Below are 20559 nucleotides of genomic sequence, written 5' to 3' on the forward strand. Positions count from 1 at the left end.
CAGAAAGAGAGAAAAGAGGCGTCCCGCAATGCAGCAGTACTGGGTCGTCGGCGGGGAGTACTCGGACACCCGCTTCCATAATACGGTCGGTCGTGACGAAACCTGGATCGGCCCCTTCGACTCTTACGATGCGGCCATGGCCGAATGGTCCAAGCACGCTTGGCACACGGTCGACGACTGCCACACCCGCTACCGCATCGAGAGCATCGACAAGGACGCCCCGCCACCCTGCACCGACTGAGCGGCGACGCGCTTTGCCCTGGCCGCTCCCCGAAGCTCCCGAGGACCGTCTGGCGCTGGCCAAGAGCTATCCCTTCGAAGCGCCTGCCGCGTGCTATGTTTTCGCCGCTGGTGAAATTCGGCCCATCGAGGAGGCCGACTTTGCCGGGCGGCGTCCCGTGCTGGCACACGGCTCCAACCGGGCACCGGCGCAACTGGCCCGCAAGTTCGGTCATCTGGGCGACGAAGACGGGGCGGTGCCCGTCACCCGCGCCTGGCTGCACGACTACGACGTGGTCTACGCCGCCCACATCACCCGCTACGGGGCCGTGTCCTCGACCCTGCAGCACGCGCCGGACTGCGAGGCGGCCCTCGCCGTGACCTGGCTGACCGAGGTCCAGTTGCAACGCATGCACGAGACCGAGGGCGTCGGCAACTATGCCTTCGGGCAGCTCGCCGCGGTCGATATCAGGCTCGAGGCCGGACCCTCGACGCAGCTCCACGAGGTCGCGCTCTACCTCGGCCGCCACGGCTGCCTGGCGATCGAGGGCGCCGCGGTCGGGCTCGCCGCCGTGCCGAGCCGCAAGCGGCCGCATCGTGCGCTGGACCAGGAGGCAATCCAGGCCTGGCTGCGCGCGCGGCACCGGCCCGACCAGGACCTGGACGAAATGATCCTGCACCACATCGCCGACTCCGAAGCCCGGCAAGGGCTGGCCCGGCGCCTGCAGGCCGAGGCCCTGCCCTCCGCGACGCCCCACTTCCGGGCCGCGGCGCCGCGCTGACCCGCCGGCCCGGGACTCGGGCCGGTCCTTCCCCGACGTTTGATCTTTGCCGCCGCCGGCGCAACCCTGTCCTAGCCCGCTGGCCGGGCCTACCGCAGGATGGGGACAGGAGATGACCGCTCTCACCACGCCGCCGCCGTCCGTCTCGAGCCGAGGGGCGGCAAACCAGCCGATTCCAGACCGGGACCGGGTGGACCGGGCCATCGACAGGGAAGGCCGGGACGGCCTGCAGCTCGCCCTCAGAGGCCGCTTGCTCGCCCTTCTGGCGATCGCGGTCCTCCTGGTCTTCCTGACCTCCTTTCCAGGCGTTCTCTACTACCACGCCCTGCTCGCGGTCTTCGCGGCCAACGGTCTGCTGCAGGGCTGGCTCGAAAGGTCCGCTTATCACCGCAGCTGGCACGAGTACCTCTTCGTGGCCTTCGACTTCGCCCTCATGAGCTTCACCCTGATCTATCCGAACCCCTTCGCCCAGGTCGAGTACCCGGCCCCGATGACCTTCCGTTTCGGCAACTTCATCTACTTCTTCGTCTTGCTCAGCGGCCTGGCCTTCAGCTACCGGCCGATTGTCATGGTCTGGGGCGGCCTGGTCGGCGCCGTGACCTGGACTATCGGAGTGCTCTGGGTTTTGAACCAGCCGTCGACCATCATCGCGGTCCCCGAACCCTTCGACCCGGACACCCTGGCCGGCCTGCTGGGCGACCTCGGCTACGTCGACCTGGGCGTGCGCTATCAGGAGGTCACGGTCTTCCTCATCGTCGCGGGCCTGCTGGCGGCCGTCGTCCTGCGGACGCGGCGCCTGGTGCTGCGGCAGGTCCGCTCCGAGCGCGAGCGCGGCAACCTGGCGCGCTACTTCCCGCCCAACATCGTCGACCGCCTGGCCCGGACCGAGGCGCCGCTGTCCCAGGTCCGCGAGCAGGAGGTGGCGGTGCTCTTCGCCGACATCGTCGGCTTCACCCGCTGGTCGGAGAAGCGCGCGCCGAGCGAGGTGATCGGGCTGCTGCGCGACGTCCATGGCCGCCTCGAGACCCTGGTCTTCGACCACGGCGGCACCCTGGACAAGTTCATCGGCGACGGGGTCATGGCGACCTTCGGGACTCCCGAGACCTCGCCGCGCGACGCGGACAACGCCCTGGCCTGCGCCCGGGCGATCCTCGAGGCCTTCGAGGCCTGGAACGCCGAGCGCCGGGCGCGCGGGGAGGAGCCTGTCCGGCTCTCGCTCGGCCTGCACTACGGCGCGGTGGTGGTCGGCGACATCGGCTCGGAGCGCCGCCTGGAGTTCGCCGTGCTCGGCGACACAGTCAACGTCGCCAGCCGCCTGCAGGAGCTGACCCGAAGCCTGGACTGCCGCGCCGCGATCAGCGACGCCGCCCTGCAGGCGGTCCGCGCCGGCGCGCCGGAGGGCGAAGGCAGCGCCCTGGACGGCCTCGAGCGGCGCGGCGAGCTGCCGATTCGCGGCCGCGAGGAGCAGGTCGGCGTCTGGGTCATCTAACGGCAACCCGGAGTTTCGCAGGGCATCATCCGCTCGCCCGGCGGGCCGGCCAGAGCGCCAGGCAGAGACCGAGGAAGATCAGGGCCGCGCCGGCGACCTGAAGCCCCGTCAGGCGCTCGCCCAGGAACACCGCGGAAAGGCTCAGGCCGAAGACCGGGACCAGGAGGAAGAAGGGTGCCACCTTCACGGCGGCGTAGCTGGCCAGCAGCCGGCCCCAGATGGCGAAGACCAAGACCGTCGCCAGCACCGCCGAATAGGCGACCGCGCCGAGGGTGGTCCAGGAAATGCCTCGGAACAACGCTGCCGGCGTCCCCTCGGCCTCCAGGGCGAGAGAGAGCGCCAGCATCGGCAGCGGCACGGCCAGGCTCATCCAGACCGCGACTCCGAGCATGTCGACCTCGCCCAGCGACTTCAGGACGCTGTTGCCCGAGGCCCCGCAGAGCGCCGCCAGCAGGATCAGGGCAACGCCGAGGAGCGCCCCGGTCTCGGCGCGGTTCACGACCAGCAAGGCGAGCCCGGCCACAGCCAGTCCGATCGCGATCACCTGGCGGCCCCGCAACGGCTCGGCAAAGACCACCATGGCGATCAGGATCGTGAAAAAGGCCTGGGTGTGGACCAGGAGCGACGCCAGGCCCGCCGAGATCCCCTGGGTCATGGAGACGAACATGAAGCCGTACTGGCCGGCACCGAGCAGGAGCCCGACCAGCACCAACCTCCGCCAGGGCACTGCCGGCCGCGGGACCACCAGGACGAAAGCGGCCGCTCCGGCGAAGCGCAGGAAGGTGAAAAAGATCGGCGGCGTGTCCATCAGCGCCAGCGCCGAGATCGGAAACGTCGCCCCCCAGATCAGGGCGGCGAGCACGGCAAAGGCGACGTCGCGCGGCGTCATGGCCGGATTGAACCGGGCTCAGCGGGTCGCAACAGCGACCCCGGCGCCCATCAGGAGGCCGCCCGAGATCCTGTTGAGGCGCCTCAGGGCGCGCTCGGAGCGGAACAGGCGGCCGGCCCGCGCCGCCAGGGAGGCATAGCCGCCCAGCACCGCCAGCAGGACGCCCGCGACCACGCTGCAGAGCAGCGCGAGGTCCCAGGCCGAGAGCGCGGTCGGATCCACGAAGGTCGGCACGAAGGCGACGTAGAACAGGATCACCTTGGGGTTGCCGAGCGTGACGAAGAGTCCGAGGCCGAAGGACCGTCCCAGACCGCGGCGGTCGCGCGACGGCCGAGCCGACCCGGGATCCACCGGCGCGCGCCAGCACCTGACGCCCAGCCAGATCAGGTAGGCCGCGCCCAGGATCTTCACGACCAGGAAGAACTCGCCCATCAGGGTCGCCAGGGCGCTCAAGCCGAAGACCGCCAGCACGAGGTAAAGGAGGTCGCCCAGCACCAGCCCCAGGACCGCCGCCAGGCCCGACCGGAAGCCGCCGGCGAGCGCCCGGGCGATCACCATCGCGCAGCCCGGCCCCGGAGTCGCGGAGAGGACGATCATCGCGACGGTGAAGGCGACGAAGGTCTCAACGCCCATGGGGCAGGCTCTCTCGACTCGCTGTCGGCCTGTCGCGCACCCGCGGTCCCGCTACCGGCCCCAGGTCAGCGCCAGCGGCGCCTGCTCGCGGGCCAGCTCCAGCAGCTCGGCCCGGGTCGCCGGGTGCAGCGGGGCCAGTGGATGGCGGACGGTATCGGACTTGATGACGCCGCCCTCCATCATCACGGTCTTGCAGGCGCGCAGGCCGCACTGCCGGTTCTCGAAGTTGATCAGCGGCAGGATGCGGGCGTAGCGGGCGGCGGCTTCGTCGCGGCGGCCTTCGCGATGATGGACCAGCACGGGCCGGATCAGGTCGGGCAGCAGGGCGCTCGGCATGGTGCCGGTCGCGCCGGCGTCGAGGTCGGCCATCAAGGTGATCGACTCCTCGCCGTCGAAGGGCCCCTCGACGGCCGTGCCGCCGGCCTCAATCAGGGCGCGCAGCTTGGCGGCGGCCTGGGGAGTCTCGATCTTGAAGTAGCCGACCTCGCCGATCTCCCGCGCCAGGCGGGCCAGCAACGGCACCGACAGGTCGACGCCGCTGAGCGGCGCGTCCTGGACCATGACCGGGATCCGCGCGGCCTCCGCCACCGCCGCGAAGTGCTCGACGATACCCTCGTCGCCCGCCTTGAGCGCCGCGCCGTGGTAGGGCGGCATCAGCATCAGCATGGCCGCCCCCGCCTCGGCCGCCCGCTTGCCGCGGGCCGCGGCGATCCGGGTCGAGAAGTGGCTGCAGGTGACGATCACCGGCACCCGTCCGGCGACCTGGGCGAGGCAGAGCTCGAGCAGCACCTCCCGCTCCTCGTCGGAGAGCAGGAATTGCTCCGAATAGTTGGCGAGGATGCAGATCCCGTCGACCCCCTGGTCGACCATGCATTCGAGCACCCGCTTCTGGCCCTCGAGATCGAGCCCGCCCTGGTCGTCGAAGGGCGTCGGCGCGATCGGAAAGACCCCGCTGTAGGCTTCGGTCATCGGCCGGCTCCCCTCACGGCGCGATGTAGGCGGTCTTGACCGTGGTGTAGAACTCGGCGGCATAGCTGCCCTGCTCGCGCGGGCCGTAGCTGGAGCCCTTCCGGCCGCCGAAGGGCACGTGGTAGTCGACCCCGGCGGTCGGCAGGTTGACCATGACCATGCCGGCCTGGGACTTCTTCCGGAAGGCGGCGGCCTGCTTCAGGCTGGTCGTGCAGATGCCCGAGGACAGGCCGAACTCCGTGTCGTTGGCGACCGCCAGGGCCTCGTCGAAGTCGGCGACCTTGATGATCGAGGCGCAGGGCCCGAAGATCTCTTCGCGGCTGACCCGCATCCCGTTGTTCGCGCCCAGGAAGACCGCCGGCGCCTGGTAGAAGCCCTCGGTCGCCCGCTCCAGGCGCTCGCCGCCGATTACCTCGCAGCCCTCCTGACCGGCCAGCGCGACGTAGGAGAGGTTCTGGTCGAGCTGGCTCTGGTCGACCACCGGGCCGACCTGGGTCTCCGGGTCCAGGGCGTCGCCGACCTTGAGGCCGGCCGCCGCCGCGGTCAGCTTCTCGGCGAAGGCGTCGTGGATCTTCTCGGTCACGATCAGGCGCGAGGAGGCGGTGCAGCGCTGGCCGGTCGAGAAGAAGGCGCCGTTGACGCAGGCCGGCACCGCGACCCCGAGGTCGGCGTCGTCGAGCACCACCATGGGGTTCTTGCCGCCCATTTCCAGCTGCACCTTCTTGTGGGTCTCGGCGCACGTGACCGCGATGCCGCGGCCGGTGGCGACCGAGCCGGTGAAGGAGATGGCGTCCACGTCGGGATGCTCGACCAGGCGCGCCCCGACGGTGGAGCCGCGGCCGACCACCAGGCTGAGGACGCCCTTGGGCAGGCCGGCGTCGTCGAGGATCTTGGCCAGCTCCCAGGCGCAGCCCGGGGTCAGGTCGGCCGGCTTGAGCACCACGGCGTTGCCGAAGCTCAGCGCCGGCGCGATCTTCCAGGCCGGGATCGCGATCGGGAAGTTCCAGGGCGTGATCAGGCCGACCACCCCTAGGGCCTCGCGGGCGATCTCGACCTCCACGCCGGGGCGCACCGAGGCGACCTTCTCGCCGCGCAGCCGCAGGGCCTCGCCGGCGAAGAACTTGAAGATCTGGGCGGCGCGGATGGTCTCGCCGATGCCCTCGGCCAGGGTCTTGCCCTCCTCCCGGCTCAGTAGGCGCCCGAGCTCTTCCTTGCGCGCCATGATCGCCGCGCCGGCGGCCTCCAGCACGTCGTGGCGGACTTGCGGGCTGGCCTCGGCCCAGGCGGGCTGCGCGGTGCGAGCGGCGGCCACCGCGGCGTCGACGGCCTCGGTGCCGGCGCGGGTGTACTCGCCGACCACCTCGGCGGTGTTCGAGGGGTTGATGTTGGGCGCGACTTCCCCGTCCTCGACCCATTCCCCGGCGATCAGATTGGCGTGCAGCATGGCCTCCTCCCTTTGCGCTTTGGCCCCTGTTTTAGTGCGAAGCCGTCCGCCAGGCCACGGGTGATTTCTTCCGCCGGCCGGACACCAAACGGAACCGACCACAGCTCCGAAAAGTCAGACAAGGCTCAGAAAACCCTTAGAAGAAATAGGACTAAGCGATTTTTTATTTAGCTTCTAAACCGCTTTTTAAATCATAATTGGCATAAATCGCAAAGGTTCGCTGGCATTCAGGTGAATGGATCGTCCGCGACCCATTTTTTTGCCTGCTTTTTCTCTGGCCGCGGAAGAAGCGGTCAGACTCGGTACTTCGGCTCGAATCTGCAGGGGTAGAGGTCTCATGCTCAAGAAATCAGCAATCGTGATCGGCTGTCTTGTCGTCATCGGCATCGGCGTGCAGGTGACGGGGATCCATTCCGCCCGCGGCGTGATCGCGCCGGCGCGCGCGGCGGCGGGCGACGTCAACTTCAAGCACATCATCAACCTCGCAGGCCGCGAGCGCATGCTGTCGCAGAAGATGAGCAAGGAGTTTCTGCTGGTCGCGCTGGGCTACAACGAGCGGGAAAACCTGCGGAACCTGAAGTACAGCCGCGAGACCTTCGCCCGGGTGCTGAAAGGGCTGCGCTTCGGCGATGCCGACCTGGAGCTCCAGACCGTGGAGGACGGCACGATCAGCGCCCGGCTGTCCCGGGTCGAGGAGCTCTGGCCGGAGTTCGAAAGCCTGCTCCTGGCAAGCAAGTCCAAGGACAGCATAACGGTGGAAAGCGTGGCGCGCATCGCCGAGATCCGCCTGCCCCTGCTGAGCGCCATGCACGAGGCGGTCAACGCCTACGAAGAGCTCAGCAACAAGGACAAAAAGGCCTTCTCGCTTGCCGAGCGGCTGGTCAACATCGCCGGGCGGCAGCGCATGCTGACCCAGAAGATGTCCACCGAGTACCTCCTGATCGTCTATGGCCACGAGGTCCAGGAGAACCGCAAGAAGCTCGCCGAGACCATGGCCACTTTCGAGAAGTTCCTCACCGCCCTGCTCGTCGGTGATCCCAAGGAGCGGATCATCCCCGCGCCGACGCCGCGCATCCGCTCTCAGCTCCGCACGGTCGAGCGGGTCTGGCAGGAGTTCAAGCCGATGATGGAGGCCGCGCTCAAGGGCGGGAAGATCGACCAGAACGCCATCGCGGACGTGGCGAGCTTGAACGTCACGCTGCTCACCGAGATGGACAACGCGGTCGACATGTACGAGGCGAAGTAGGCGCGAGCGCGCTTTCCGCCAGCGTCCCTCGGGCCGGCGGACGTTGTCGAGGGGCCGGGAGCCGGATAGCCTCGCAGGCGATGCGACCCGCGCTGCTGCTGCTGCTACTACCACTGGCTCTCGCGCTCCCTCCCCATGGGGCGGCCGGGGCCGACGATGCGGCGCGCAGCTACGACTGCGAGCCGCTTCGACCGTTCTTCTGCCGGAACATCCATATCGCCTGCGCCGGCCGGACGAGGATCCCGACGTCCCCGTTCAGGGTTTCTGTCGCCGGCGATCTTGCGACGGTCGACTTCGAGGGCCCGGAGCCCTCGGTTCGGGCGCGCGTCGGCGGCAACGGCGACTTGGTGATCCGGCTCGAGAGCGGCCGGGCCTGGATCCGCATCCAGCCGGACGGCCGCTACAGCCACCGCATCTACTGGGGCGGCGGCACGGCCATGAGCCAGGGGACCTGCGAAGCAACGCCGAGCCCGTGACCGCCGCCCGGCGCCGTCACCTCTAATACTTTAGCAAGCTCCGCGCCGACAGGCTCCGCATCAGGCCCCCGGGGGCTGAAGGTCCGGCCGACCAGGTCGGTGATGGCGTAGCCAAGGCACGCCCCCAAAGACAAAGACCAGGCCGCTCGGCCCCGTCTCCCCTTGAGGCTCGGGAGGATGTCAGAACTGATCGCTCTCCGTGGAGTCGGCCATGGCCGTGGTCGAGGCGCGGCCGCCGCTGATCGCCATCGACACGGCATCGAAATAGCCGGTGCCGACCTCGCGCTGGTGCTTGGTGGCAGTGTAGCCCGCGGCCTCGGCGGCGAACTCCGCCTGCTGCAGCTCCGAGTAGGCCGCCATCTGGCGCGCCTTGTAGCCCCTGGCCAGCTCGAAGGTGGCCAGGTTCAGGCTGTGGAAGCCGGCCAAGGTGACGAACTGGAACTTGTAGCCCATGGCGCCGATCTCGCGCTGGAAGCGGGCAATGGTGTCGCGGTCGAGATTGGCCTCCCAGTTGAAGCTGGGCGAGCAGTTGTACGCCAGCATCTTGTCCGGGAATTCCTTGCGGATGGCCTCGGCGAAGGTGCGAGCCTGCTCCAGGTTCGGTTTCGAGGTCTCCATCCACAGCAGGTCGCAATAGGGCGCGAACGCCAGGCCGCGGGCGATGCAGTATTCCATCCGGCCGTCCGGCTTGATCGGGTGAAAGCCTTCGTCGCTGCGGGTCGTGCGGTCGATGAAGGGATGGTCGCGCGCGTCGATGTCGCTGGTGATCAGCTTGGCGCTTTCGGCGTCGATGCGGCCCATCAGCACCGTCGGCACGTCCATCACGTCGGCGGCCAGGCGGGCGGCATTGAGGGTGCGGATGAAGGTCTTCATGGGCACCAGCACCTTGCCGCCCAGATGGCCGCACTTCTTCTCCGAGGCCAGCTGGTCCTCGAAATGAACGCCGGCCGCGCCCGCCTCGATCATCGCCTTCATCAGCTCGAAGGCGTTCAGCGGCCCGCCGAAGCCGGCCTCGGCGTCGGCCACGATCGGCGCGAACCAGTAGTGCTTGACGCCACCTTCGGCGTGTTCGATCTGATCGGCGCGCTGCAGCGCCTGGTTGATGCGCTTGACCACGGCGGGCACGGAATTGGCCGGATAGAGGCTCTGGTCGGGATACATGTTGCCGGACAGATTGGCGTCCGCGGCCACCTGCCAGCCGGAGAGGTAGATCGCCTCGAGACCGCCCCGGACCATCTGGATCGCCTGGTTGCCCGTCGTGGCGCCCAGCGAGTTCACGAAGTCGCGGGCATGCATCAGTTCCCACAGCCGGCGCGCGCCGAGCCTCGCCAGGGTGTGTTCGATCCGGATCGAGCCGCGCAGCCGCTCGACGTCGGCGGAGGTGTAGTCGCGCAGGATCCCTTCGTAGCGGCGGGCGTGCAGGTCGTCCGAGCGGGCCGCGTCGCTGTAAACCGCAAGGTCGCTGTCCAACGGTGCCATCTTTCTGTCTCCGATCAGAGCTGGCCGCGCGAGGGTTGCCGACTTGCGGCATGACAATCCAGGGGGCGGCCGTTATTTCTTAAATATCACTTAGCAATAGTCGAGCTTTTACCACAGATCTCATAATATTTCTTGAATTGAAGGTTGCGAAAACCCAAACATGGGAGGATGACGCCTTGGTATTCGCAAGACGTCATTGGCGCAGCTCGACAGGCCGAGGCGTCGGATTGTGCGGAGGCCGCCGACGCGGCGGTCAGGCCCGGCTGAATTGACGCGGTGGCGCCGCCGCCCGGTTCATCCGCGCGAAAGCAGCCCCCGCGCCGCCAGGTTCCGCATCAGGGCCCCGGGGCCGAAGGTCCAGGGCGGGGCCTTGTCGCAGGTGGTGACCCGGTTGGTCAGGCCGCCCAGCTCCGGGCAGGAGATGGTGACCAGGTCGCCCAGCTTGTGGGTGAAGCCCTGGCCCGGCGCGTCGCGGTCCTCGATCGGCGCGAACATGGTCCCGGCGAAGAGGACGAAGCCGTCCGGGTACTGGTGGTTGGGGCCGAAGGTCTGGCCGACCAGGTCGGTGATATCGCGGCTGATCTCGGCCATCGAGCTGGTCCCGGTCAGCTCGAAGCCGTCCTCGCCGGCGACCCTGAGGCTGATCGTAGTCCGCCGCAAGTCGTCCAGGGTGAAGTCCTCGTCGAGCAGGCGGATGAAGGGCCCCAGGGCGGTCGAGGCGTTGTTGTCCTTGGTCTTGCCGAGCAGCAGGGCGCTCCGGCCCTCGAAGTCGCGCAGGTTGACGTCGTTGCCCAGGGTCGCACCCCGGATCCGCCCCTCGGGGTCGACCACGACGACCAGCTCCGGCTCCGGGTTGTTCCAGGTCGAATCGCCGCGGATGCCGATCTCCACACCCAGGCCGACCGCCGAAAGCACCGGCGCCTTCGTGAAGACCTCGGCGTCGGGACCGATGCCGACCTCCAGGTACTGCGACCAGGCGCCCTCCTCGATCAGGTGCGCCTTGAGGCGCCGGGCGGCCTCCGAGCCGGGCTCGATCTGGGAGAGGTCGCCGCCGAGGACCTCGGTGATCGTGGCTCGGATGGACTCGGCCTTGGCGGCGTCGCCGCGGGCGTTCTCCTCGATCACCCGCTCCAGCAGGCTGGTCGCGAAGGTCACGCCGCTGGCCTTGAGCACCTGCAGGTCGACCGGCGCCAGGAACCAGGGCAGCGCCGGGTCGCGCGCGTCCTGGGCGCTGTTCGCCAGGATCGTCTCGAGGTCGCCCAACCTCGGCCCCTCCGCGCGGGCGAGGGCCAGCGGGTCCGGGGCGGCCATGAGATCGGCCATGGTGGCCGCGACGCCCGAGAGGTCGATCACGCCGTCCTCCCGGATCGCCACCACGCTGGGCCCCGCCGGGCTCCCGGGCACCCAGGCCCGCCCGACCAGGGTTCCCGCCGTGCCGTCCGCCGGCAGCACCGCCTCAGGCGTCAGATGTTCCCGCATCCCCGTCTCCCCTCTGCACCGCGCGGCTCGGCGGCCCAAGATATCGGGACAGAATAGCAGGCGGACACCAACTTGCCGATTTCCAGAAGTCACCCCCACCCCGGCCCTCCCCCATCGAAGGGGGAGGGAGAAGGTTGCGGCCGCCGTCATCCCGCCTCGGTCGCCCAGGCGATCTCCTCCGTGACCTGCCAGACCACGGCGTTGCGCAGGTCGCTGTCCTCCAGCTCGCGGGTGGTCGGGACCGCGTAGCGGGCGAGGCGCGTCAGGCCCGCCTTGGGCAGGTAGCTGCGGCCGGGATCGCCCAGCAGCACCGTCACTCCCCCGCGCGCCAGGCCGCCCAGCCAGCGCGCTACCCTTTCGGCCATGGGCCGCTCGTAGCAGACGTCGCCCGCGAGGACGACCTCCCAGCCGGGATTGGGCAGCCCGACGACGTCCTCGTCGCGCAGCGCCAGGGCGACGCCGTTGGCCTCGGCGTTAAGCGCCAGGGCGGCCAGGGCGAAGCGGTCGATCTCGCTGGCCTCGACCCGGGCCGCGCCGGCCAGGGCGGCGGCGATCCCCTGCACCCCGGAGCCGGCCGCGAAATCAAGCACCCGCTTGCCGGCGACCCAGTCCGGCTCGTCCAGCAGGAAGCGCGCCAGCGCCTGGCCGCCGGCCCAGGCGAAGGCCCAGAAGGGCGGCGGAAGGCCGGTCTCGGCCAGGTCGGCCTCGGTCGCCTGCCACAGCGGCACGACCTCGCTGGCCAGGTGCAGGGCGATCTCGGGCACTAGGGCCGGCCGCTCGACCGCCGTGTTGTCGCGGACGAAGGCGGCAGGGTCCTCGATCATCCCGGGTCAGGCCAGGGCCGTCTCGGCGAGGCAGCCGGCGCAGAGCAGCCAGCCGGTCCAGCGGTTGGAGCGGAAGCGGTCGATGCAACTCTGCGGGTCGTCGATGTCGAGGGTGCGGACCTGCCAGGCGAGCTGGACCGCCACTGCGGCGCAGGCGACGAGGTAGGCCATGCCGAGCCCGGCGGCGAGGCCGGCCGCCGCCAGCAGCGCCACGGTCACGGCATAGAAGGCCACGATCCAGGGCTTGGAAGCGGCGCCGAACTTCAGCGCCGTCGACTTGACCCCGATCAGGGCGTCGTCCTCCTTGTCCTGGTGGGCATAGATGGTGTCGTAGCCCAGAGTCCAGGCGATGCCCGCGGCGTAGAGTAGGATCGCCGGCAGGGCCAGGCTGCCCTCCAGGACCGCCCAGCCCATCAGGGCGCCCCAGTTGAAGGTCAGTCCTAGCCAGGCCTGGGGCCAGTAGGTGATCCGCTTCATGAAGGGATAGGTGAAGACCAGGGCCAGCGAGGCCAGGCCGAGCAGGATCGAGAAGCCGTTGAACTGCAGGAGCACAGCCAGGCCGACCAGCATTTGCAGGCCCATGAAGACGACGGCCCGGCGCGGCGTCACCTCGCCGCTGGGGATCGGCCGGGTCGCGGTGCGCGCGACCTTGGCGTCGAAGTCCCGGTCGACCAGGTCGTTGTAGGTGCAGCCGGCGCCACGCATGACCAGGGCGCCGATCGCGAACAGCAGGACGTAGAGCCAGTTCGGCCAGGCGCCCGCCGCGGCCGCGGCCAGGCCGAGGCCCCACCAGCAAGGGAAGAGCAGCAGCCAGGTCCCGATCGGCCGGTCGAGCCGGGCCAGGCGCAGGTAGGGCCGCAGCGGCGCCGGCGACAGGCGCAGGGTCCAGTGGTCGCGGCGGATGTCGCTGGCCCCGGCCGCGGCCTGGGTCGTTGTCTGGGAGGGCGGCGTCATGCTGTTATCTTGCCCGGGCGGCCCGGCCCGCCTCAAGTCCCGGTTCAAGAGAAGGCCCGCCGCGGGGAAGCGTCATGACCGACGATCAGGCGCCAGGTGATCAAGGCTCCGGCGATCGCGCTTCGGGCCCACGCCCGGTCACCCGGCTCTGGACCGAGGCGGAGCTCGGCGCCGGCCTGACGCTGGGCCTGGACCACGCCCGCGCCCACTTCCTGCGCAGCGTGCTGCGCCTCGAGCGGGGCGCGCCCGTCGCCCTCTTCAACGGCCGCGACGGCGAATGGCTGGCCCGGATCGAGGGCCTGGGCAAGGGCTGGTGCTCGCTCGCCGTCGAGGCCCGGCGCCGACCCCAGGCGGGCGGGCCGGACCTCTGGCTGGTCTTCGCGCCGGTCAAGCGGGCCCGCCTCGACTTCCTGGTCGAGAAGGCGACCGAGCTGGGCTGCGCCGCGCTGCAGCCGATGATGACCCGGCACACCGCGGTCAGCCGGGTCAACCTGGAGCGCCTGCAGGCCAACGCCCGCGAGGCGGCGGAGCAGTGCGAGCGCCTGGACCTGCCCGAGGTCCGCCCGGTCGCCGACTTCGGCAAGCTGCTCGACGCCTGGCCCAAGGAGCGCCGGCTCCTGGTCTGCGCCGAGAGCGGCCGGGCCAGGCCGATCGCCGAGGCGCTGCTTCCGCTGCGCCGGGAGAGCCCCGAATTCGCCGCCGGACCCTGGGCGATCATGACCGGGCCGGAGGGTGGCTTCGCGCGATCCGAGCTTGACGCTCTCAGCGACTTGTCCTTTGCTATCAAGGTCGGACTCGGCCCGAGGGTGCTGCGCGCCGACACGGCGGCCCTGGCCGCCATCGCCGCCTGGCAGGCGATTCTGGGCGACGGCCGGTCGCGGCCGCCGCTGCGCGATGGAGACTGACGCGACCCTCGTTCCTTCTCTCCTTTTCCAGGTCAGCGATCGCCCATGTCCGCCCCGCCGCAAACCAAGGGTGCCCCGATCACCGATAGGGCCGACCTGGTCCGCTACTTCGAGGCGGGCTGCAAGCCGGTCCAGGACTGGCGCATCGGGACCGAGCACGAGAAGTTCGGGTTCTGCTGGGAGAGCCTGCGCCCGCTGCCCTATCACGGCGAGCGCAGCGTCCGGGCCCTGCTGGAAGGCCTCTCCGAGCTGGGCTGGCAGCCGGTCTTCGAGAACGACAACCCCATCGCCCTGCAGAAGGGCGCCTGCAACATCACCCTGGAGCCGGGCGGCCAGCTCGAGCTCTCCGGCGCGCCGCTGGAGACCATCCACCAGACCTGCGGCGAGGTCCACAGCCACCTGGACGAGGTCAAGCAGGTCGCCGAGCCCCTGGGCGTCGGCCTGATCGGCCTCGGCTTTTTGCCCAAGTGGGCGCGCGACGAGATCCCGATCATGCCCAAGGGCCGCTACGACATCATGCGCGCCTACATGCAGAAGCAGGGCGCGCTGGGGCTCGACATGATGCTCCGGACCTGCACCGTGCAGGTCAACCTGGACTTCGCCTCCGAGGCCGACATGGTGCAGAAGTTCCGGGTCGGACTGGCGCTGCAGCCCATCGCGACCGCGCTCTTCGCCAACTCGCCCTTCTCCGACGGCGCGCCCAACGGCTTCTTGAGTTACCGCAGCCACGTCTGGACCGACACCGACCCCGACCGCACCGGCATCCTGCCCTTCGTCTTCGAGGACGGCATGGGCTTCGAACGCTACGTCGACCACGTGCTCGACGTGCCCATGTACTTCGTCTACCGCGACGGCGCCTACCTCGACGCCAGCGGCCAGTCCTTCCGCGACTTCCTGGAGGGCCGGCTGCCGGCCCTGCCCGGCGAGCGGCCGACCATGAGCGACTGGGCCGACCACGTCACCACCCTGTTCCCCGAGGTCCGCCTCAAGCGCTATATCGAGATGCGCGGCGCCGACGGCGGGCCCTGGCGCTCGCTTTGCGGCCTGCCCGCGCTCTGGGTCGGCCTGCTCTACGACCAGGGGGCGCTGGACGCGGCCTGGGATATCGCCAAGGACTGGACCCCGGAGGAGCACGCCTACCTGCGCTCGGCGGTGCCGCGCCAGGGCCTGAAGACCCCCTTCCGCGGCCGGCCCCTGAACGACCTGGCCCGCGAGGTCCTGGACCTGGCCGCCGCCGGCCTGGCCGCCCGCAAGCGCGAGGACTGGCAGGGCCGCGACGAGAGCTGCTTCCTCAAGGTGCTCTACGAGACCGTCGAGACCGGGATCTGCCCGGCTCAGGGCCTGATCGACGCCTACCTCGAAGACGACCGGATCGACTTCCAGGCGCTCTACCGCGAGTGCGCCTACTGACCCGCTGGCGCCCGGCCGGCCCCTTCACGACCGTCCCCCTCACGACCGACCGCCACTAACCAAGTCGAAAGACTCTTGGTGCTAGACGAGCGGGACCGCCATGCTGAAGATCCACAACCCTGCCGGCCTCTCCGCCTCCAACCTGCGCCACCACCATGGCGTCGAGGTCCCCTATCCGGCCAACATCGTCTTCATCTCGGGACAGGTCGGCGTCAAGGCCGACGGGCGCCTGGCCGAGGGGCCGAAGCCGCAGATCGAGATGGCCTGGCGGAACCTGCTCTCGGTCCTCGACGCCGCGGGCATGGTGCCGGGCGACCTGGTCAAGGTCACCGCCTACCTGACCCGGATGCAGGACGTCGAAGTCTACCGTTCGGTCCGCGACGAGGTGCTGGGCGAGGTCACCACCGCCTCGACCGTGCTGATCGTCGCCGGCCTGTCGAACCCCAGCTTCCTGGTCGAGATCGAAGCCTACGCCGCGGTCCACATCCCCGAGGCCGCGAACGGCGGCGGCCGCAAGATGGGCCGCGCCGAGGCCGCCCTCGCCGACTTCGGCAAGAACTTCAGCGAAGAGGACTACCTCCCCGAAGAAGGGTGAGGGCGACTCGCCCGGCGAGTCTCAGTAGAGCAATGAAACACTGCTGTCATGCCCGGACTTGATCCGGGCATCCATGGTCGAAGCCGCGCTCGGCCCGACCATGGATCACCGGGTCAAGCCCGGTGATGACACCTTGTAGACGGCCGGCAGCTACGCCGCAGTGCCGCCGACGGTCAGGCCCTCCAGCAGCATGGTCGGCTGACCGACGCCGACCGGGACGCCCTGGCCGTCCTTGCCGCAGGTGCCGATGCCGCTGTCCAGCTTCATGTCGTTGCCGACCATGCGGACCCGGGTCATGGCGTCGGGGCCGTTGCCGATCAGGGTCGCGCCCTTGACCGCCGGGCCCAGCTTGCCGTCCTCGACGATGTAGGCCTCGGTGCAGGTGAAGACGAACTTGCCCGAGACGATGTCGACCTGGCCGCCGCCGAAGTTGACCGCGTAGAGCCCCTTGTCCACCGAGGCCAGGATCTCCGCCGGCTCGTGGGGGCCGGCCAGCATGTAGGTGTTGGTCATGCGCGGCATGGGGATGTGGCCATAGCTCTGGCGCCGGCCGTTGCCGGTCGGCTTCATGCCCATGAGGCGGGCGTTCTGCCGATCCTGCATGTAGCCGACCAGCACGCCGTCCTCGATCAGCACCGTGTACTCGCTGGGCGTGCCCTCGTCGTCGATGGTGAGCGAGCCGCGGCGGTCGCTGATCGTGCCGTCGTCGACCACGGTCACGCCCTTGGCGGCGACCTGCTCGCCGATCCGGCCCGAGAAGGTCGAGGTCTTCTTGCGGTTGAAGTCGCCCTCCAGGCCGTGGCCGACCGCCTCGTGGAGCATGACCCCGGGCCAGCCCGGCCCGAGGACCACCGGCATCTCGCCGGCCGGCGCCGGCACCGACTCCAGGTTCACCAGGGCCTGGCGCAGGGCCTCGTCGACCGCGGCGCGCCAGTAGTCCGGCTCGACCAGGGTGGTGAAGGCGATCCGTCCGCCGCCGCCGTAGCTGCCGCTCTCCATGCGCTCGCCCTCGCCGACCACGACGTTGACGTTGAGCCGGACCAGCGGCCGCACGTCGGCCAGGCGCTGGCCGCCCGGCCGCAGGATCTGCACCGCCTGCCATTCGCCGGCGAGCGAGGCCATGACCTGCTTGACCCGCGGGTCCTTGCCGCGGGCGTAGGCGTCCAGGTCGGTCAGCAGCTTGACCTTGGCCTCGTGGCCGAGGTCGCCGAGCGGGTTGTCGTCGGCGTAGAGCAGGCGGTTGGTGCCCTGCGGCCCGCCGTCCAGGCTGCCGCTGCGCCCGGCGTGGACCGCGCGCACCGTCTCGGCGGCGCGGCGCACCGCCGCCTCGGAGAGCTCGCTGGCGTGGGCGTAGCCCGCCGCCTCCCCGGCGATGGCCCGCAGGCCGAAGCCCTGCATGGTGTCGAAGCTGGCCGACTTGATCCGCCCGTCGTCCAGCGACAGGGCCTCGGACTGCCGGTATTCGAGAAAGAGCTCGCCGTCGTCGGCGCCGGCCAGAGCCTCGTCGACGATGGACTCCAGGCGGGCGCGGTCGAGGCCGGCGCGGGTGAAGAAGAGGTCGTCGGTGGTGGCGATGTGACTCATCGGGGGCCCTTCTCGGAGTAAAGGCGGGCGCCAGGCTCGGCGCCAGGAAAATCCAGCCGGTTGCAGATCCCGGTCGATATAGTTCTACATATGGGCGCGGCCTGAGGCAAAGCCAGCCGGCCGCAGGCGGATGGGTGATCACCCTAGGCCGTCAAACGAGATCGCGGAGCCAGGAGGGGGAAAGGGCCGCGTGCCATGAAAGACCACCCGCTGCGACAGAGCCTGAACGACGAACTCCACGCCCGGCCCTACGCCAAGCTGGCGGCGCCGCTGCGCGCGCTGCACCTGGCCCTGCTCACCGGCGAAGGCGGCGGGGCCGAGGATCGTGCGCACCTGGCCCGGCTCTGCGCCCACTTCGGCGTCTCGCTCCCCCAGGATCACCACATTCACCTGCTGCTCGATTTCGGTGCCTTCAGCCTGAAGTGGGAGCGCCACACCGAGTTCTCCACCTACACCTTCTACGCCACCGAGGATCCCGAGGCCGCACCCTTCACCCGGCTTGCGACCGAGCAGGTCCCTCAGTCCTGGCTGGACGATCTGCCGGGCGAGGTGATGGCGGCGACCCGGGTCGAGATCCTGGGACCGAAGGCACCGGAGCCGTCCTACGAAGAGCTGCTCGCCTTCTTCGGAAACGACGCCTTCTGCGGCGCCGCGGCGGTCGGCGGCGCGGCGGCGGCCTGGATGGACTTCACCGTCGGGCCGAACGGCTTCGGCCGCTTGCTGATCAAGGACCGGGACCTGCGGCCCCGGCAGACCGGCCGCCTGCTGCAGCGCCTGCTGGAGATCGACACCTACCGGATGATGGCCCTGCTCGCCTTGCCGGTGGCACGCCGCCTCGGCCCGCAGCTCACCGAGGCCGGCCGCCGCCTGCTCGAGGTCACCCGACTGATGCCCGAGGTCGGCGAGCTGGAGCAGCAACGCAAGCTGCTCGGCGACCTTACGGCGCTTTCCGCCGAGATCGAGCAGACCGCCACGGTCAGCGGCTATCGCTTCGCCGCGGCCAAGGCCTACCATGCCCTGGTCCTGCGGCGGATCGAGGAGCTGCGCGAGACGCGTCTCGAAGGCCTGCAGACCTTCGGCGAGTTCATGGACCGCCGGCTCAGCCCGGCCATGCGCACCTGCGAGGCGACCGGCGACCGCATCGACCGCCTGTCCCGGCGCCTGACCCGGGCCGGCCAGCTGCTGCGCACCCGGGTCGAGATCGAGCTGGAGGCCCAGAACCAGGACGTCCTGGCGCGCATGGACCGCCGCGCCAAGCTGCAGCTGCGCCTGCAGGAGACGGTCGAGGGACTCTCGGTGGCGGCGATCACCTACTACGTCGTCGGCCTGGTCGCCTATGCCGCCAAGGCCCTCAAGGTCTCGGGCCTGCCGCTGGACGCCGACGTCGCCCCGGGGATCGCGATCCCCGTCGTCGCCGGCCTCGCCTGGTACGGGGTCCGGCGCGTCCGCCGCTACGTGACCCGGCAGAGCGACCGCCAGGGCTGACCCGAGGGCCGCGTTGACGCTTAGGAAATCCTTAGCCTCTCACCTATAGTAACGGCAGGAATCCGTTAACCATCCGAGGGCTGCGATTCCGCCCTCACGTCCCGGAGATCCCAGACATGGACTTCGCCATCGATGCCTTCAGCATCCTCGCCATCGTCATCGTCCTCCTGGCCGTCGTCATCGTCGCCATGGGCGTCAAGTCGGTGGCCCAGGGCTACGAGTACACCGTCGAGCGCTTCGGCCGCTACACCCGGACGCTCAGGCCCGGGCTGCACCTGATCGTGCCGGTCGTCGACCGGATCGGCGCCAAGATGAACATGATGGAGACGGTCCTCGACGTCCCCTCCCAGGAGGTCATCTCCAAGGACAACGCCGTGGTCCAGGTCGACGGGGTGGTCTTCTTCCAGGTGCTGGACGCGGCCAAGGCCGCCTATGAGGTCCGCAACCTGGAGCGGGCGATCCTCAACCTCGCGATCACCAACATCCGTACCGTCATGGGCTCCATGGACCTGGACGAGCTGCTGTCAGAGCGCGACCAGATCAACGCCCGCCTGCTGTCCATCGTCGACGACGCGACCGAGCCCTGGGGCATCAAGGTGACCCGGATCGAGATCAAGGACATCACCCCGCCGACCGACCTGGTCGACGCCATGGCCCGGCAGATGAAGGCGGAGCGCGACAAGCGCGCCGACATCCTCCAGGCCGAAGGCCATCGGCAGGCCGAGATCTTGCGCGCCGAGGGCGAGAAGCAGGCTCAGATCCTGGCCGCTGAAGGCCGCCGCGAGGCGGCGTTCCGCGACGCCGAGGCCCGCGAACGCGAGGCCGAGGCCGAGGCCAAGGCGACGACCATGGTCTCGGAGGCCATAGGCCGCGGCGACGTCCAGGCAATCAACTACTTCGTCGCCCAGCGCTACGTCGACGCCCTGGCCCAGTTCGCCACCTCGCCCAACCAGAAGACCTTCTTCCTGCCGATGGAAGCGGCGGGCGTGATCGGCGCCATCGGCGGCATTGCCGATATCGCCCGCGACGCCTTCAACAGCGGCAGCGGTGGTGGCGGCGGCAACGGCACCCGGCCGCCGAGCCCGCGAAGCCCGGTGCCGCCGGCCGGCGGCAGCGTGCCGCCGAGCGGAAGCGCTGCGCCATGAGCCCGCTGGAGCAGATCGAGTTCTGGCACTGGTGGATCGCCGGCGTCGCTCTGGTCATCATCGAGGTCTTCGCGCCGGGCGCCATCTTCATGTGGATGGGCATCTCGGCCGGGATCGTCGGTGCGATGCTGCTTGCGGTGCCGGACATCTCCTGGCAGGTGCAGTTCCTGGTCTTCGCTGTCCTTTCGGTCGGCTCGATCGCGGGCTGGCGGGTCTATCACAAGCGTAATCCGACCGAGAGCGACCAGCCGAGCCTGAACCGCCGGGGCGAGCAGTACGTCGGCCGGGTCTTCACCCTCCAGGACGGCATCACCAACGGCACCGGCGTGGTCCGGGTCGACGACAGCCGCTGGAAGATCGAGGGCGAGGACCTGCCGGCCGGGACCAAGGTCCGGGTCACCGGGGTCGAGGGCACGGTCCTCAAGGTCGAGCGCGAGGCCGCCGCCGTCCAGGGCTGAGCGCGCGGTTGTCGTCGCGCATCGCAACGCCGGGCAAGACGGATCGGGGCCGTGCCACCTGCCATTAGGCGCCACGTCGGTGGCACATCGAAAA

General features: G+C 69.8%; 20 protein-coding genes. 11 read left to right on the forward strand and 9 right to left on the reverse strand.

Going from position 1 to position 20559, the window contains the following annotated elements:
- Positions 1-28 precede the first annotated feature (28 nt).
- The 3 genes from QNJ30_09785 (at position 29) to QNJ30_09795 (ending at position 2490) form a co-directional block, all read left to right on the forward strand.
- Positions 29-241, forward strand: coding sequence for a DUF4170 domain-containing protein (locus QNJ30_09785; protein MDJ0943746.1), 213 nt, complete (start codon positions 29-31; stop codon positions 239-241).
- A 13-nt stretch (positions 242-254) separates the two neighbouring features.
- A complete protein-coding gene (locus tag QNJ30_09790) occupies positions 255-1001 on the forward strand; it encodes a hypothetical protein (GenBank protein ID MDJ0943747.1) in 747 nt (248 codons plus the stop codon).
- Between the two features lie 112 nt (positions 1002-1113).
- Positions 1114-2490: an adenylate/guanylate cyclase domain-containing protein gene (locus QNJ30_09795; protein MDJ0943748.1), complete on the forward strand. Its 1377-nt coding sequence runs from the start codon at positions 1114-1116 to the stop codon at positions 2488-2490.
- A gap of 25 nt (positions 2491-2515) precedes the next feature.
- On the opposite strand, the gene QNJ30_09800 is transcribed toward QNJ30_09795, so the two are convergent.
- From QNJ30_09800 to QNJ30_09815, 4 genes are read right to left on the reverse strand one after another with little or no spacing between them, the layout of a single operon-like run.
- On the reverse strand, positions 2516-3379 hold the full coding sequence (locus QNJ30_09800; GenBank protein MDJ0943749.1) for an EamA family transporter: 864 nt from the start codon (positions 3377-3379) through the stop codon (positions 2516-2518).
- Between the two features lie 18 nt (positions 3380-3397).
- Positions 3398-4012 carry a LysE family translocator gene (locus tag QNJ30_09805; protein ID MDJ0943750.1) on the reverse strand — a complete coding sequence of 205 codons (615 nt, stop codon included), beginning with the start codon at positions 4010-4012 and terminating at the stop codon, positions 3398-3400.
- 51 nt (positions 4013-4063) lie between these two features.
- Entirely contained in the window at positions 4064-4981 is a 918-nt protein-coding gene (locus tag QNJ30_09810) for a dihydrodipicolinate synthase family protein (GenBank protein ID MDJ0943751.1), read from the reverse strand.
- Between the two features lie 13 nt (positions 4982-4994).
- Complete coding sequence (locus tag QNJ30_09815; protein ID MDJ0943752.1) at positions 4995-6425, reverse strand: aldehyde dehydrogenase family protein; 1431 nt, start codon at positions 6423-6425, stop codon at positions 4995-4997.
- Between the two features lie 337 nt (positions 6426-6762).
- Between QNJ30_09815 and QNJ30_09820 the strand changes: the two genes are divergently transcribed.
- Together QNJ30_09820 and QNJ30_09825 are read left to right on the forward strand one after the other, a co-directional pair.
- Positions 6763-7671 (forward strand): type IV pili methyl-accepting chemotaxis transducer N-terminal domain-containing protein, encoded by a 909-nt coding sequence (locus QNJ30_09820; GenBank protein MDJ0943753.1) that lies wholly within the window; start codon positions 6763-6765, stop codon positions 7669-7671.
- 80 nt (positions 7672-7751) lie between these two features.
- Positions 7752-8147, forward strand: coding sequence for a hypothetical protein (locus QNJ30_09825; protein MDJ0943754.1), 396 nt, complete (start codon positions 7752-7754; stop codon positions 8145-8147).
- A 180-nt stretch (positions 8148-8327) separates the two neighbouring features.
- Here the strand turns inward: QNJ30_09825 and aceA are convergent, their stop codons facing one another.
- The 4 genes from aceA to ubiA form a co-directional block, all read right to left on the reverse strand.
- Complete coding sequence (gene aceA / locus QNJ30_09830; protein MDJ0943755.1) at positions 8328-9626, reverse strand: isocitrate lyase; 1299 nt, start codon at positions 9624-9626, stop codon at positions 8328-8330.
- Positions 9627-9920: 294 nt separating this feature from the next.
- Complete coding sequence (locus QNJ30_09835) at positions 9921-11105, reverse strand: fumarylacetoacetate hydrolase family protein (protein ID MDJ0943756.1); 1185 nt, start codon at positions 11103-11105, stop codon at positions 9921-9923.
- Between the two features lie 146 nt (positions 11106-11251).
- Positions 11252-11929, reverse strand: coding sequence for a 50S ribosomal protein L11 methyltransferase (locus QNJ30_09840; protein MDJ0943757.1), 678 nt, complete (start codon positions 11927-11929; stop codon positions 11252-11254).
- Positions 11930-11935: 6 nt separating this feature from the next.
- The gene (gene ubiA / locus QNJ30_09845; GenBank protein MDJ0943758.1) at positions 11936-12883 is read right to left on the reverse strand and encodes a 4-hydroxybenzoate octaprenyltransferase; all 948 of its coding nucleotides are present in this window, start codon (positions 12881-12883) and stop codon (positions 11936-11938) included.
- Between the two features lie 74 nt (positions 12884-12957).
- Here ubiA and QNJ30_09850 point away from each other — a divergent pair, with 74 nt between their 5' ends.
- From QNJ30_09850 to QNJ30_09860, 3 genes are all read left to right on the forward strand, one after another.
- Positions 12958-13788 (forward strand): 16S rRNA (uracil(1498)-N(3))-methyltransferase, encoded by an 831-nt coding sequence (locus QNJ30_09850; protein MDJ0943759.1) that lies wholly within the window; start codon positions 12958-12960, stop codon positions 13786-13788.
- Positions 13789-13833: 45 nt separating this feature from the next.
- On the forward strand, positions 13834-15198 hold the full coding sequence (locus tag QNJ30_09855) for a glutamate--cysteine ligase (protein MDJ0943760.1): 1365 nt from the start codon (positions 13834-13836) through the stop codon (positions 15196-15198).
- A gap of 100 nt (positions 15199-15298) precedes the next feature.
- Positions 15299-15793, forward strand: coding sequence for a RidA family protein (locus tag QNJ30_09860; protein MDJ0943761.1), 495 nt, complete (start codon positions 15299-15301; stop codon positions 15791-15793).
- Positions 15794-15943: 150 nt separating this feature from the next.
- Here QNJ30_09860 and tldD read toward each other — a convergent pair whose 3' ends face one another.
- Complete coding sequence (gene tldD / locus QNJ30_09865; protein ID MDJ0943762.1) at positions 15944-17377, reverse strand: metalloprotease TldD; 1434 nt, start codon at positions 17375-17377, stop codon at positions 15944-15946.
- A gap of 195 nt (positions 17378-17572) precedes the next feature.
- Here tldD and QNJ30_09870 point away from each other — a divergent pair, with 195 nt between their 5' ends.
- The 3 genes from QNJ30_09870 to QNJ30_09880 all read left to right on the forward strand — a co-directional run bounded on the left by QNJ30_09870 (position 17573) and on the right by QNJ30_09880 (position 20465).
- A complete protein-coding gene (locus QNJ30_09870; GenBank protein MDJ0943763.1) occupies positions 17573-18862 on the forward strand; it encodes a DUF3422 domain-containing protein in 1290 nt (429 codons plus the stop codon).
- A gap of 116 nt (positions 18863-18978) precedes the next feature.
- Positions 18979-20007, forward strand: a complete 1029-nt coding sequence (locus QNJ30_09875) for an SPFH domain-containing protein (protein MDJ0943764.1) — start codon at positions 18979-18981, stop codon at positions 20005-20007.
- On the forward strand, positions 20004-20465 hold the full coding sequence (locus tag QNJ30_09880; GenBank protein ID MDJ0943765.1) for an NfeD family protein: 462 nt from the start codon (positions 20004-20006) through the stop codon (positions 20463-20465). The genes QNJ30_09875 and QNJ30_09880 overlap by 4 nt, the downstream gene beginning before the upstream one ends.
- Positions 20466-20559 lie beyond the last annotated feature (94 nt).

This window comes from Kiloniellales bacterium (assembly GCA_030066685.1).
Lineage (GTDB): Bacteria > Pseudomonadota > Alphaproteobacteria > Kiloniellales > JAKSBE01 > JAKSBE01.